Source organism: Arthrobacter sp. MYb229, from assembly GCF_002975405.1.
In the GTDB taxonomy this organism is placed as follows: domain Bacteria; phylum Actinomycetota; class Actinomycetes; order Actinomycetales; family Micrococcaceae; genus Glutamicibacter.
Genome location: NZ_PCPS01000009.1, coordinates 17,293 through 31,383 on the forward strand (window position 1 = coordinate 17,293; position 14,091 = coordinate 31,383).

10 protein-coding genes are annotated in these 14,091 nt (G+C 59.9%); 1 reads left to right on the plus strand and 9 read right to left on the minus strand.

Annotation, left to right across the window (positions count from 1 at the left end; all coding sequences use genetic code 11):
- Positions 1-33 precede the first annotated feature (33 nt).
- The 9 genes from CQ019_RS16980 to CQ019_RS17025 form a co-directional block, all read right to left on the minus strand.
- Positions 34-2,337, minus strand: a complete 2,304-nt coding sequence (locus CQ019_RS16980; RefSeq protein WP_105570228.1) for a cation-translocating P-type ATPase — start codon at positions 2,335-2,337, stop codon at positions 34-36.
- Positions 2,338-2,407: 70 nt separating this feature from the next.
- Complete coding sequence (locus CQ019_RS16985; protein ID WP_105553935.1) at positions 2,408-2,635, minus strand: heavy-metal-associated domain-containing protein; 228 nt, start codon at positions 2,633-2,635, stop codon at positions 2,408-2,410.
- Between the two features lie 1,213 nt (positions 2,636-3,848).
- Positions 3,849-5,639, minus strand: a complete 1,791-nt coding sequence (locus tag CQ019_RS16995; RefSeq protein ID WP_105553878.1) for an NAD(P)/FAD-dependent oxidoreductase — start codon at positions 5,637-5,639, stop codon at positions 3,849-3,851.
- 122 nt (positions 5,640-5,761) lie between these two features.
- Positions 5,762-6,934, minus strand: a complete 1,173-nt coding sequence (locus CQ019_RS17000) for a GAF domain-containing protein (protein ID WP_105553879.1) — start codon at positions 6,932-6,934, stop codon at positions 5,762-5,764.
- 204 nt (positions 6,935-7,138) lie between these two features.
- Positions 7,139-8,509: an FAD-binding oxidoreductase gene (locus tag CQ019_RS17005; protein WP_105570229.1), complete on the minus strand. Its 1,371-nt coding sequence runs from the start codon at positions 8,507-8,509 to the stop codon at positions 7,139-7,141.
- 101 nt (positions 8,510-8,610) lie between these two features.
- The gene (locus tag CQ019_RS17010; protein ID WP_105553881.1) at positions 8,611-9,543 is read right to left on the minus strand and encodes a 4-(cytidine 5'-diphospho)-2-C-methyl-D-erythritol kinase; all 933 of its coding nucleotides are present in this window, start codon (positions 9,541-9,543) and stop codon (positions 8,611-8,613) included.
- 2 nt (positions 9,544-9,545) lie between these two features.
- Positions 9,546-10,427, minus strand: coding sequence for a 16S rRNA (adenine(1518)-N(6)/adenine(1519)-N(6))-dimethyltransferase RsmA (rsmA, locus tag CQ019_RS17015; protein WP_105553882.1), 882 nt, complete (start codon positions 10,425-10,427; stop codon positions 9,546-9,548).
- A 99-nt stretch (positions 10,428-10,526) separates the two neighbouring features.
- Positions 10,527-11,702: a resuscitation-promoting factor gene (locus tag CQ019_RS17020; protein ID WP_181148602.1), complete on the minus strand. Its 1,176-nt coding sequence runs from the start codon at positions 11,700-11,702 to the stop codon at positions 10,527-10,529.
- Positions 11,703-11,973: 271 nt separating this feature from the next.
- Entirely contained in the window at positions 11,974-12,921 is a 948-nt protein-coding gene (locus CQ019_RS17025) for a TatD family hydrolase (RefSeq protein ID WP_105570231.1), read from the minus strand.
- A 203-nt stretch (positions 12,922-13,124) separates the two neighbouring features.
- Between CQ019_RS17025 and CQ019_RS17030 the strand changes: the two genes are divergently transcribed.
- Positions 13,125-14,087 carry a MoxR family ATPase gene (locus tag CQ019_RS17030; protein WP_105570232.1) on the plus strand — a complete coding sequence of 321 codons (963 nt, stop codon included), beginning with the start codon at positions 13,125-13,127 and terminating at the stop codon, positions 14,085-14,087.
- The last annotated feature ends 4 nt before the right edge of the window (positions 14,088-14,091 follow it).

Consider the following 14,091-nt stretch of genomic DNA (forward strand, 5'->3'; position numbering starts at 1 on the left):
CCGGCATTCATGTTTTTGGCCTAGAAACGAAGCCTAGCTTGATCGTTGCTTTCGTCCGAACCCACGCAGCCGCAGCGAGTTCGCGACGACCAGCACTGAGCTGGCGGCCATGGCGGCACCTGCAATCATGGGATTCAAGAACCCCAGGGCTGCCACCGGAATACCAGCGGTGTTGTAGACAAACGCCCAGAACAGGTTCATCTTGATAGTTCCCAGTGTCTTGCGGGAAAGCTCGATAGCTTGCGCAACCTGCTCGACGTCATTGCCCATGATGGTGACGTCGGCTGCTTCGATCGCCACATCCGTCCCGGAACCCATCGCGATGCCAAGGTCTGCCTGAGCCAGCGCCGGAGCGTCGTTGACGCCGTCGCCGACCATTGCCACGACCCTGCCTTGCTCCTGCAGCTGGCGCACGGCCTGAGCCTTGCCTTCGGGGAAGACATCCGCGAACACGTCTTCCGGCGCGATACCAACCTTGGCGGCAACTTGCTGCGCTACCGCCTTGTTATCCCCGGTGAGCAATACCGGGCGCAACCCAAGTCCCTTGAGCCTTGCAATGGCGGCAGCCGAGGACTCCTTGATGGTGTCGGTCAGGTTGACGAATCCGGCAAAGGCTCCATCCACGCCGATCATAATCGAGGTCGCGCCACTGCTCTGCGCGGTTGCAAGATCCGCGAGCTGCCGATCGGTTAGCTCAATCCCATTTTCCTTCAGCCAGCTTTCCCGGCCGGCCACCACGGTGTGCACACCCACCGTTGCTCGCACGCCGCCACCGGCGGCGGAGACGAACCCGGTAGCCACGGCCAAGGAAGCGTTGGCACGCGCCGCTTCGACAATTGCTTGGGCAATCGGGTGCTCAGACCCCGCTTCCGCCGCGCCGGCCAGTGCCAGCAGCTCTTCTTCGTCAAATCCCGACGCCGGGGTTGTAGAGGTGACCGCAAGGTTGCCCTCGGTCACGGTGCCGGTCTTGTCCAGCAGCACGGTGTCAACCTTGCGGGTGTCTTCCAGGACTTGCGGTCCACGGATCAGGATGCCCAGCTGGGCCCCGCGTCCGGTACCCACCAGCAAACCAATAGGAGTCGCCAGGCCTAAGGCACAAGGGCAAGCAATGACCAGCACCGCTACCGCGGCAGCGACGGCCGAGCCCATATCACCGGTGAGCAATAGCCAGAGAACAAAGGTGGACAGCGCAATGACCAGCACAATCGGCACGAAGACCGCGGAGATGCGGTCTGCAAGTCGAGCGATCGGCGCCTTGCCCGTCTGCGCCTGGGATACCAGGCGTCCCATCTGAGCCAGCGTGGTGTCCTTGCCAACGCGGGTAGCACGAATAACCAGTACGCCGGAGGTGTTGATTGTTGCACCGGTAACGGTGTCATCCGGGCCGACTTCCACGGGCACCGATTCTCCGGTAACCAATGCGGTATCCACCGCCGAGTGCCCCGAGACGACAAAGCCGTCGGTGGCAATTTTTTCGCCGGGGCGCACAATGAACTCATCGCCAGGAAGCAACTCGGCCGCTGAAACCTTGGTTTCGACGCCCTCGCGGATCAATGTGGCTTCCTTGGCGCCTAGATCCAGCAAGGTCTTAAGCGCGTCGCCGGCCCGGACTTTGGCGCGGGCTTCCAACCAGCGGCCGAGCAGCAGGAAGGTCGCCACGACACCCGCGGTCTCGAAGTACAGCGCATGCTCGCTCATGGCCATGCCGACGTGGGCCGTGATATTCGGATCCGCAATCAGCTGCCACAGCGAGTAGAAGTAAGCCGCAAGTACACCAATTGAGACCAGGGTGTCCATGGTGGAGGACAGATGGCGCGCGTTGATGGCAGCGGCACGGTGGAACGGCCAGGCTGACCAGAACGTCACCGGGGTGGCAAGCGCCAGCGCAACCCAACCCCAATGCGGGAATTGAGCGCCGGGGATCATGGAAATAATGAACAGCGGCACGGTGAAGATCGCGCCGACAATGAGGCGTGTCTTCAGGTCCTGGCCTGCCTGCGCGGCGGGCTTGTTCCTGCGCGGCGGCTCAAGCGATGCTGCTGCAGTGGAGGTTCGCGCGGTTTCGGTCTGCGAACGGGCTGTCTGCTCTGCGTATTGGTCCACCTTGAGGTTGGCCTTGTAGCCGGCGGATTCGACGGTCGAGATCAGCTCTTCGTCCGTTACGCCTTCCGGAACCGTCACGCGAGCGGACTCCAGCGGAAGATTCACCAGCGCTTCCACGCCTTCCAGCTTCCCCAGCTTGCGTTCGACTCGACCCACGCAGGAAGCACAGGTCATTCCCTGAATATCCAACTCGACGATGCGTTGATTGGTGGGGAATGCGGTGTCGTTACTCATGATTCCACTTCTTTCTCACTCCCGGAGACGGGCACATATAGCTATTCGCGCCCCGTCTCGGGGCCGGTATTTAGGCTTCCGCGGAAACGAGCTTGTAGCCCGCTTCGGCGACGGCCGCTTCGAGAATCGAGTTCTCGACTGGTTTGTTGGTGGCGATGGTAGCCGTAGAGGCTCCACCGACGACGAGGTCAACCTCGACATTGCTGACACCAGGGATCTCTTGGAGTTCCTCGGTCACTGACGAAACACAGTGCCCGCAGGTCATGCCTTCAATCTTCAAGGTGATGTCGTTGCTCATGATGTCCTCCGTGTTTGTTGTATTGCTATTTGCTTCTTCATCGCTCGAGCTGCATCCGCAGCAGCTTGATTCGTTGCTCATGAGTTCCTCTTCTCGCGGGATCTTTCGGTTCTCGAAAAGTCATCTGGGCAAACGGCTGGCCTTGCAGCCATCTCCATGATTTTGCATGAGCCTCAACAGCGGCCATTGCGTTTTCCATACCTTGACGATATACCCCTAGAGGGTATCGAGTCAAGTACCCCCATAGGGTATATTTTCAGTTAAATTCAAAGCCACTGGATCCAACGAACTGCGTCATCAATACATTGATTATCCGATGTCCGGGTAGACGCTTCATGCACAATTGCCCAGCCGAGGATCGCAGTTTGAGAAATCGGAGCGCGAAGCACCACCCCGGGGATGCCGCCGATTTCCGAAAACTAGCCATTGCACTCAAGGCAGGCAGGGCTTCGCGGCACCCGCGGGAAGCGCGGCCCTAAACTTATAGAGGATGCCTCCCTCACCGCCAAGGCCAAATAGCTAACGGTGCGCAACCAGAGTGCAGCGGAACCTGCAAATACTCCACCGACCGCGTACCTTGCAGGAAAAGCCACCGCTGTCATCGGGGTGTATATGACCCCACCCAAGGGCTCCCTGAGGCTCTGCATCGAGGAGAAATCCCGAATTCAGCACCTTGCGCGAACAACACCGCTCTTGCCGATCCGAATGGAATGCAGCGAAGACGCGCCGCGGATCTGGCGCCAGGCCTTCTAGGCTTTGCTCAGCAGATTGGCCGGATCCAATCCGGGGCGTTTTCCGCACTCGCGAATGGATCATCATTCAGCTCACAATGCTTTTATCGTGAAGTGGTGGCTCGTCTCGCCGCTGCGGATCAACACTCATTCCACGCCGGCCGGCGGATCAGGGCCGAATCTGGCGAAGGATTGGATCCTGATCGCTTATCGACAGGCGAGCGAGCGCGGCAGGTCCAGCGCCGTGAAAAATCTGAATCGGCATATCCGGAAATTCACTCCGGGGTGGGTTGAGCACGGAGATCAAATTGCATAAAGCTCATCCACTGCGGAAGGCTTGCGGACGGCTCCCCCTTCCAGAACTTCTAAACACCGGGCAAGAGATCAACGATTCGGTGAAAGCGCAGTTGGGCCCGGAGGATCTTCGGCGTCTAAAGATCCTCCGGGCCCAGCTCACAAGTCAACCTTGAACAGCTAGTTGATCAGGCTTGATGATAGGTTTCGGCGAGCGCGTAGACGGGTGTGGGCAGCCCCTCGAAACGGGCCTTGAGCTGCAAGCCCAGATATTTCGAGTAGTGCCTGGACTGGTGCAAGTTCCCGCCATGGAACCAGAGATTCTTGACCTTGGTTGGCTTCCACATATTTCGCAGTTCGCCTTGCCAGGGACCTGGATCCTTAGTGGTTTCAGAGCCCAAGCCCCAGCATTTACCCACCGCATCGGCGACTTCTTGGGAGATCAGGTGGGCGGCCCAGCCGTTCATCGACCCGTAGCCTGTTGCGTAGACCACCGCGTCGGCGGGCAGCTCGGTTCCATCGGCCAGGATCACGCTGTGCTCGGTCAAGTGCGAGACCTCGCCCTGGGCCAAGGCAATGGACCCATCGGCCACCAGCTCGCTCGCGCCGATGTTGATGTAGTAGCCCGAGCCGCGGCGCAGATACTTGAGGAACAGCCCCGAGTCGTCATCGCCGAAGTCGAGGTCGAAGCCCACGTCCTCCAGGGACTTGTAGAACTCTGCATCCTGTTCGCGGACCTTGTCGAACGCCGGACGCTGGAAATCCGGCAGGACCTTGTACGGGATGGAAGCAAAGATCAGGTCAGCCTTGTGGTGATCGATGCCTGCGGCCAAGGCCTGTTCGGAATACAGCGGCCCCAGCACGGTATTCATCAAGGATTCCGAACGCACGATGTGGGTGCTGGAACGCTGCACCATGGTGGGCTTGGCACCGTTCTGGACCAAATCCGCGCAAATATCGTGGGCCGAATTGTTCGCACCGATCACCACGACGTTCTTCCCTGCGTAGCGTTCACCGCCTGGGTGCTTCGAGGAATGACTCTGTTCCCCGGCGAAGCTCTCGGCACCCGGGTAGCGGGGAACGCTGGGGATTCCGGACATTCCGGTGGCCAGGACCAATTGGGTGGGACGCAGGGTGAGCGGCACCCCGTCGCGTTCGACTTCGACGATCCAGCCGTCGCCGTCCGGGTCTTGCTTCGCACTGGTCGCTTCGGTCAGGGACCAGTAGTCCAGTTCCATGAGCTTGGTATAGCTTTCCAACCAGTCGCCCATCTTGTCCTTGGGAGTGAACACCGGCCAGTGGTCGGGAAATTCGATGTACGGCATATGGTCATACCAGACCGGGTCATGCAGGGCCAGCGAGTGGTAGCGCGAGCGCCACTGGTCCCCCGGCCTCGGATGCTTGTCGATGACCAGGGCCGGGACGCCCATGCGTTTGAGCCGTGCGGCCAATCCGATGCCGCCCTGGCCGCCACCGATGATCAGAGTGTACGGCTGCTCGGTGATTCCCAGTGTTTGCCGCTGGGCTTCGCGGCGGTCCAGCCAGTTCTCCTTGCTCATGGCCGAGCCGTGCTCGGCCCCGAGTTCGCGCCTGGACCCGGCAGGTTCGGGATATTCGCGCAGTTCCTGGGCCGTGCTCAGCAGGGTCCAGCACCGGCCGTCGCGCAGCCGGAAGAGCCCGAGCCCGTTGATGGCATCGTTCTCGAAGGTGTACCAGGCCTCGACGACTCCATCGGCGTCCTGTGCGCTGGTCACCTTCAGGTTTCGCGGCCATGCCCCGCGCTCGACGCCGAGCAGCATCTTCGCGATGTCTTCGCGCCCCTCGCTGGTGTGCAGGTTCCAGGTCAATGCGGTGAGGTCCCGCCAATAGCATTCCTCGCCGAAGAGCTCCGCGGCCCCTTGCACATCGCCTGCTTCCAAGGCCTGCTGCAGCGCTCGGCACCATTCTTGAGCCTGCGCCAGTGGATCGTTGTTCGCCATAGCCATCACTTCAATTCATCGGGAGTCCGGGAAATGATGCGGCTTATTCTGCCGCCCTGAAGCAAGGCTATGACCTGCATCACAAAATGGAAGCGTTGCAAAAGGTTGCATGCCTCCAGGGATCAAGGTTGGCGGTACACCGGTACCATCAGCCGATAGGGCCGGGAGGCAATCAGGCCACGCAGCCTTCCACGCAGCCGGGAGATTTCGGCTCGAATAGTCACGTTGGGCGTTTGCGCAGGCCACAGTTCCTGGAGCTGCGCCGCGGTGGCTCCCGCGGGGCAGCTCGCCAGAAGCTCCAAGATTTGCCAGTGCTTGGCACTGAGCCCAATGCGGGTCGTTCCGCTTGGCGTATGCACCAGCGCTTCCTGGAGGCCCCCGGCGCAGAGTTCAAGCGTCACTTGCTCATCGGCTCGTTGCAGGAGCCAGCCGCCGGCAGTTCTGCGCGCATCCACCGCACCGATGCCAATGATCCAGTTGCGCCCTTCTTCCAAGGCCGGTGGCAAGGAGATTCTACCGCTGATGCTGTATCCACGAGCGGACGCCACAGAACCCTGGGAATCAACCAGCAGGTATGCGCCCTCCGGCAGCGTTGCTGCCAGTTCGAGCCGTTGCATTTTTAAGTCGTGCTCGCCTCGCAGCAGTAGTTCCGCTTCGTGGGCGACGGATGAAACCAGCGCCAGCGAGTGCGGGTGAGCTGTGCGAAATGATCCGGCCAAGGTGATGGTGCCGACCAAGGATGAAGTGGCAGGGTTGCTGACCGGCGCCGAGGTGCAGACCCAGGAATGCTGTTCTTCGCGAGCATGCTCCGGACCAAAAATTTGCACCGGCGTCCGCTCGGCCATTGCGGCGCCGATGCCGTTCGTGCCGACGTCGCCTTCCCGCCATCTGGCCCCGGCAACAAAGCCGATGTCATCGCTTCTCCGGCGGATCATCGAAGGTCCCAGAACCCAAAGCACGTACCCCTGGCTATCGGAGATCACCAGTTGGTTTCCAGCCTGCGTGGCCAGTGACAGCAACCGGTCCTTGAACAGCTCAACGAGTCCGTTCAATTCCTCATTGGATTCCCGCCGCTCGCGGACAGTTGCAAGGTCCAGGGGAACAATGTCCTTGTACTGCGCTCCGGCGCGCGACCAGGAACGAGCCACCACGGGTCGAACCAGCGAGGGAATGCGCGTGCCTTCGGCCCAGCTCTGATGCAGGGCTTTGAGGCCCCGTGCTTTATTGGTTGGGTCTTCCCCAGCTGCCAGGGCCGCTTGGAACAGCGCCTGGGACCCACGGTGCTCCACAGTCATTTACTGAGAATGCCATGCTTCGCTAGTGGATGGGAAGCTTTCGCCGCTTAAAATCGCTGAGGCTTTCCCCGAATCGTCGAAGGAACTGGGGAAGGCCCGCGAGCAGGTGCGAGTTGGCCTGTGTGCTGCCGTGAATTCGGCGACCGCCTTGGTTGCGGCATCTACGATGCTTGCGCTGCACTCCGCAGCAGCCAGGCAACTCGCCTATCTCTTCCCCGTCACCAGATCCGCCAGGTGCGCTATGGCGGAGGTCTTCGTCCCACCCTTGGATTCGGCCCGGTCCGCCATCCCATAGGCAGCATAGAGCCCCGTGGTGGCCATCCAACGAAGCGGTTCGGGTTCCCACTGCCGCACCTTGTGGTTGACCCAGGGCAAATTGGTCAGCGCGGTATTCTGGCCTAAGACCAGATCGCGCAGGGTTCGACCGGCAAGGTTGGTGGTAGCCACGCCGGTCCCCACATATCCCCCGGCCCAGCCGATTCCAGTGCGCGGATCCATACCGACGGTGGCGGCCCAATCTCGCGGAACCCCGAGCACCCCGGACCAGGCATGAGCGATCGCCGCTTGCTTGGCTTGCGGGAATAGCCGTTGCAAAATTTCTTGGAGTCCGTTGACCGTCACCGCTGGAGTCATCCCATCAAGGTCGGTACGCGACCCGAATTTGTAGGGAACTCCGCGACCTCCAATGGCGATCCGATCATCGGCGGTGCGCTGGGCGTACATGTACACGTGGGCAAAATCGCCAAGCACTTCGCCGTTCTTCCAGTTCACCTCATCCCAGAAAGATGCATCCAGCGGCTCGGTGGCAATCATCGAAGAATTCATCGGCAGCCACAAGCGCTTATGGCCTTTAATTCCGGCGGTGAAGCCCTCGGTCGCACGAATGATGAAGTCCGCGGTGACGGTTCCACCAGCAAAATCCAGTCGGTGAGAACTGATCTCGGTGACCCTGGTGCTCTCGAAGATTTCTACTCCGAGAGATTCGACTGCCTGTGCCAGCCCACTGACCAGTTTGGCCGGTTGGATCCGAGCGGCATGCGGGTGCCAGGCGGCGGCAAGTGTGCCCGCGACATTGATCTGCTGTGCAGCTTCGGAGCTTTCCAGCAGCTGCACCCCGCTGTGCTCCCAAGACTGCTCGGCGGTCACGAAAGCGCGCAATCGTGCCTCTTGGGCCGGATTGTACGCAACCTCGAATTCGCCGCCCTGCAGGATGTCCGCGTCGATGTTCTCCGCGGCGCAGACCCGCACCACTTCGTCGATGGTTTGATTCATGGCCAGCTGAAAGTCGTCGACCGCTTGCCGGCCGTGGGATTTCAGATATTGTTCGCGTCCACCGGTAATGGTGTTGGTCAGCCAGCCGCCATTGCGTCCGGACGCCCCATACCCGATATGGCGCTGCTCCAGGATAGCGATGCGCAGGCTAGGCGCTGCTTGCTTCAAATAGTAGGCGGCCCACAGACCGGTAAAACCGGCACCCACAATGGCAACGTCAAATGCATGGGATCCGCGCAGAGTTTCCCGCGAGGTGGGTAATCCAAGGCGTTCCCACCAATGAGAGACATGGCCATTGATCATGTGATTCCTTCGTTCCACAACGAATAAATGAACCACGCTCACTTTATGGTTCCGAAATCACTCTAGAGTCACGGCACCCACCCTGGCAAGGGTTCAAGAAGCTATTCGGAAAGCTCCACATGCGCGCCCGGTGCCGGAGCACTGACCATCATGGTGGCGACTCCCACCTCGTCTCCGAGCTGCGTCATCACCTGCTCGGCGTGTTCGGCATCGCGCACCAGCAGGGCCAAGGTCGGTCCCGACCCGGACACCATGGCCCGCAGCGCGCCGGCGCCTTCGGCGAGGTCCCGCACGGTTCCAAGTTCCGGAGCCAAGGCCAAGGATGCCTGCGTCAGGTCATTGACCAGAAGCTGCGACAGCGCTTCGGTATCCGATTCCATCAGCGCTTTAATAACCTGTGGATCGATCTCTTGTGGAACCTCAACACACTGGCCGGCGCGCAGCCGGTCGAGCATCGAATAGACGCGAGGGGTCGATAAGCCAAAACTGGCAGGGATCAATACCCACTGCGTCTTGGCACGGGTCAGCAAGGGGGCGAGTTTGTCGCCGATGCCCAGGCCGATGGCCGCACCGCCCATGAGCGCAAAAGGCACATCGGCGCCGAGCCGGGCGCCAAGCCTGCCAAGCTCTTCACGGTCCAGTCCGGTCCCCCACAGCTCGTTGCAGGCAACGAGAGCAGCCGCGGCATCCGCGGAACCGCCGCCCATCCCGCCGGCAATCGGTACGCGCTTGGTGATGTGGAGGTTTGCACCCAAGGTGCAACCGGTATGCTCGCGGAGAAGCTCGGCGGCTTTCCACACGAGGTTATTTTGGCCCAGCGGGAAATTTTCCGGATCGGCAACTACCGGCGAGCCCGGTTCTAGGCTCAGCTGCAGTTCACCGTCTGCACGCAGTGTGGCTTCGATTTGCTCCAGCAGGGATACCGCGACATACAGGCTGGCGACCTCATGGTAGCCGTCCTCACGCGGTGGTCCCACCCGGAAATAGCAGTTAATTTTTCCCGGCGCGGTGGCGATGACGCGTTGCTTGGCCATCGTTAGTCTTCGGTCTGCACGAGCGCCGGCACCGTGTGAGCCGCACGAGCAATCGAGATGAATCCGTCTACGTCCAGCTTCTCCCCGCGCTCCTTCGGGTCGATGCCTGCAGCGTGCAGGATCTGCTCGGCGCGAGCGCCGGATCCGGCCCACCCGGACAGGGCAGCGCGCAGCGTCTTGCGGCGTTGGGCAAAGGCTGCGTCAATGATGGCAAAGACTTCCTTGCGGTCTGGTGCGTCGCTGCGATCCTTGTCGCGAGTGAAAGCCACCAGGCCGGAATGGATCTTGGGGGCCGGCCAAAAGACGTTCATGCCAATGACCCCTGCCTTGCGCATGGTGCCGTACCAGGCGCCCTTGACCGAGGGGACACCGTAGATCTTATTTCCCGGTGTCGCGCACATCCGGTCGGCGACCTCGTCCTGCACCATCACCAGGCCATGGGTGATGGATTCGAAATGCTCCATCAGGTGCAGCACCACGGGCACTGCAACGTTATATGGGAGATTTGCGACAAGGGCGGTGGGATTGCCCGGAAGCTCGGTGATCTTCATGGCATCGCTGAGGATCACCGTCAGGTCCTCTTCGCGGCCCGGACGGAGTTCGGCCATGGTCTGCGGCAACCGCTTCGCAAGCGGCGGGTCGATCTCTACGGCGACCACCTTTGCCGCGGCATCCATGATTCCGAGGGTCAGCGAGCCGAGGCCCGGTCCGACCTCAAGCACGGTCTCCTCCGGGGCGACATTTGCGGTGGCCACAATCCTGCGGATGGTGTTTCCGTCAATGACAAAGTTCTGCCCGAGGGTCTTCGTGGGACGTATCCCAAGCTCCTCGGCCAGTCGACGGATTTCGGTAGCCCCAAGCAGTGGCAAAGATTCCTTAGACATCACACCTACAATTCTAGTTCAGCGCGCAAGGACTGCTGACGCGACGCGACGCGCCCACCCGAATGGGGTGGACGCGTCGCGTCAAAAGTTTTCTGCTGCTTAGCGCAGCCCGAGCTTGGACGAGCAGTGTGGCCAGTGGCCCCATCCGCCGTTGGCACGCAGCTTCTCAGCGGTAGCAATCTGTTCCTGAGGGCTGGCCTGGTGTGGCAGCGGCGCGTACTTCGTTCCGCCGGCTCCGCGCCATGACGAAGCGGAGAACTGGAGTCCACCGTAGTAGCCGTTACCGGTGTTGATCGACCAGTTGCCACCGGACTCGCACTTGGCCAGAGCCGCCCAGGTAGAGGAGATGCTACCGGTTGGAGCCTTGGTCTTGGAGTCCGAGCTCTTGGAATCCGAGCTTGATTCAGGCTTCTTGGTTCCGACTCGAATAACCTCTGCGACTGGCTCCTTGGTGACCTTGGACTTCAGAACTTCTTCCTCGCCCTTTTTACCATTGCGGGTTTCCTGGCGAAGCGTCAGTTCACGCTCGCCCTTTTTGCCCTCGGTTTTGACCTTGGTCTTGCCCTTTTCGAGCTTCGAATCCTTGACCTTCTCGGTATCAAAACCGATCTCTCGCTTTTCATCCCAAGTCTTCACCGAAACGACGATGACCTCGATCTTGGTGTCGTCCTCGATCTTGGTGCTGGTCTTCGCGTCCTTGTCGGTGTCTTTACCTACTTGAACGTTGACCTCGTCGTCCTTGTCGAGCTTGACCTTCTGCTCGGCAAGCAGTTCCTTGACGGTCTGCGCGGTGGTCGAAATCTTCTGCTTCTTCTCGTCGACAAGCAGAGTCACATTTTTAGGGGTGATGATCTCGATTTCGTCGCTGAGGCTGACGAGCTCGATATCTTCGCCGAGGGATACTTCCGACTTCTCATCCAGCTTCAGTTCGTCCATGACATCCGCCACGGTCATGCCGGTGGTGTGCACTACTCGGTCGGTGCCGTCGATGCTGACCTGTACCGACTTGTTGCGGCTGATCTCGATGCGCTGCTCATCGGAAAGCTCCGAATCTGCGGCCACGCTCAACTCGTCACGCTCGTAAACGCTGATGCCTTCCTGCTCAAGGGCATCCTGCACGGTTGCTGCGCGGGTGGTGAAGATCTGCTCATCGCCATCAATGGCCACGGTCACGGACTTCTGGCCGGAAATATAAAAAACAGCTCCGGCAATGACCACGGCAACAGCCACGGCCTGGGCCAGATATTTGACCCAGCTTTTTTTGAGCAAGTGCATCACGGTAGTGAGATCCCCATCGTTTGTAGGTCGAACGCCAGGAAGATACTCCCGGTAAGTCTTGCTCAACCGTGGCGGCCAGGCCGCCGGTATAAAATTCAGTTTGCGCGTCACCCGATCCACGGAGGATCTAGTCCCCTACGGAAATACGGCAACGCACTAGGTTGCGACCGGCTCAGGGCGCGCTCGCAACTCAACGCTTTCCAATAACCGTAACCGAATTGTAATAATTGGCGCAACCTTTATATGTCGGAAACCACACCCGGCAGGACTACAATGCGCCGTACACCGCACCCGTATTCGCGGCTAGCTGCTCGCACAATTGAGCTAATTCAGCACCCCTGGTTTCAGCCATAAAGCGGACGGTATGGGGGATCATGTAGCTCGCATTTGGCCGCCCCCGGAAAGGATGTGGCGTCAGGAACGGCGCATCCGTTTCGACAAGCAACAACTGCGGGTCTGCTAGGCGCAAGGCCTGCTGGAGATCTGTTGAATTCTTGAAGGTCACGGTCCCCGAAAATGACATGTACCAGCCGTTGGCATTGCAGATCCGCGCCAGCTCGGCGTCGCCGGAAAAGCAATGGAAAACCACGCGCTCGGGCAACGGCGCATCGTTCAAGATCCGAACCACATCATGATGTGCGTCACGGTCGTGGATTTGGACTGCTTTTCCATGTTCCACGGCGATCCGCAAATGCTCGCGGAAGGACTTTTCCTGCGCATGATGCCCCGCTTCGCCCGTTCGGAAGTAATCCAGCCCGGTCTCACCGATGGCCCGCACCCGCTCGTTTGCCGCCAACTCCTCGATCTGCTCAATCGCGGCCTCAAGTTCGCCATGCAACGCTAGGCGTGCGGCATCATTGGGGTGGATAGCGATCGCAGCCAAGATGTTTGGAAAGTCCTTGGCCGCCTGCACGGCGAATTTTGACGATTCCACGTCGCAGCCAACCTGGATCAGCCCCTCCACCCCGACCGCTGCGGCCGCGCTGAGGGCCTGCTGCACACTGGCATTCACCGAACCATCGCGAAAATCCAGATGCGTATGGTTGTCGATCACCGGTACCGGCAGCGGGGCGGGTGCCTCCGGGTAACGGGTATTTCGTTTGCTTCCGTTCTTTTCTGTCTTTGCCGAGCGGGCGCGTTCCCCGGTAGGTGAAGAATTCGATTCTTCTGCCGGACGGTACCCCTCGGGAATCCGTGAGAAATCGGATTCGCTCATCTGCGCACCGGACCTTTCGTCATAAATATTGTCAGTTCTTGGGTCTAATTCTTCCACCACCGGTACACAGGGAAAGAATCAAGGTATTTAGAAGCTATTCGTGGAGAAAAGAACCCCATATGATGTGAACACAAGCTACGGGAATTGCTTAGCGTGTCAAAGATGACCTCGGCACGATAAGTTGCCCAGCCAGGAGAATGCGCATGAGTGCCCACCCAACACTCCCCTTGGTAGATTCGACGTTTAGGTCGAATTACCAACGGATGTTCGATGCTGTGCAGACAGTAATCGCGGGTAAGCCCGAAGCAATTACCAACACCATTGTGGTGCTCCTCGCGCAAGGGCATCTGCTGCTCGAAGACGTTCCCGGAGTCGGCAAAACCATGCTCGCCAAGTCATTGGCCCGCAGTGTCAACGGATCCGTGCACCGAATCCAGTTCACACCGGATCTGTTGCCCAGCGACGTTACCGGCGTCTCGGTGTTCTCCCCGCAAGATCATGAGTTCACGTTCCATCCCGGCCCAATCTTTGCAAATATCGTGATCGCGGATGAGATCAACCGGGCAAACGCGAAGACCCAGTCCGCCCTGCTTGAGTGCATGGAAGAGCAGCAGGTCACCGTGGACTCGATTACCCACCCATTGCAGAGGCCATTTATGGTCGTTGCCACACAGAACCCCATAGATTCGGAAGGTACGTTCGCGCTGCCAGAGGCACAACGGGACAGGTTCATGGGTCGAATTTCGATGGGCTACCCACACCGCGAAGCAGAAATTTCCATGCTCACCAGCCACCATGTAGCCGAACCGCTTGACTCGCTGCGCTCAGTGCTTGAGCTCGAACAACTGCGGCAAATGATCGAACAAGTGAGGCAGGTGACCGTTACCGATCGGTTGAGTGGCTACGTCGTTGATTTGGGTCGGGCCACCCGCGACCATCCGCATATCTCGTTGGGCGCTTCGCCTCGTGCGCTCGTGCAATGGGTCCGCGCCGCAAAATCCCATGCGGCTATTAACGGACGGGATCATGTATTGCCCGAAGATGTGCGTGGAGTAGCCGAGATGCTGCTCTCGCACCGGCTGATCCTGACCCGCAGGGCATTATCCGAAGGCGTGGAACCCGCTGCTTTGATCCAGGAGCTTGTTTCCGCCACACCAGTCGGATAGGCAA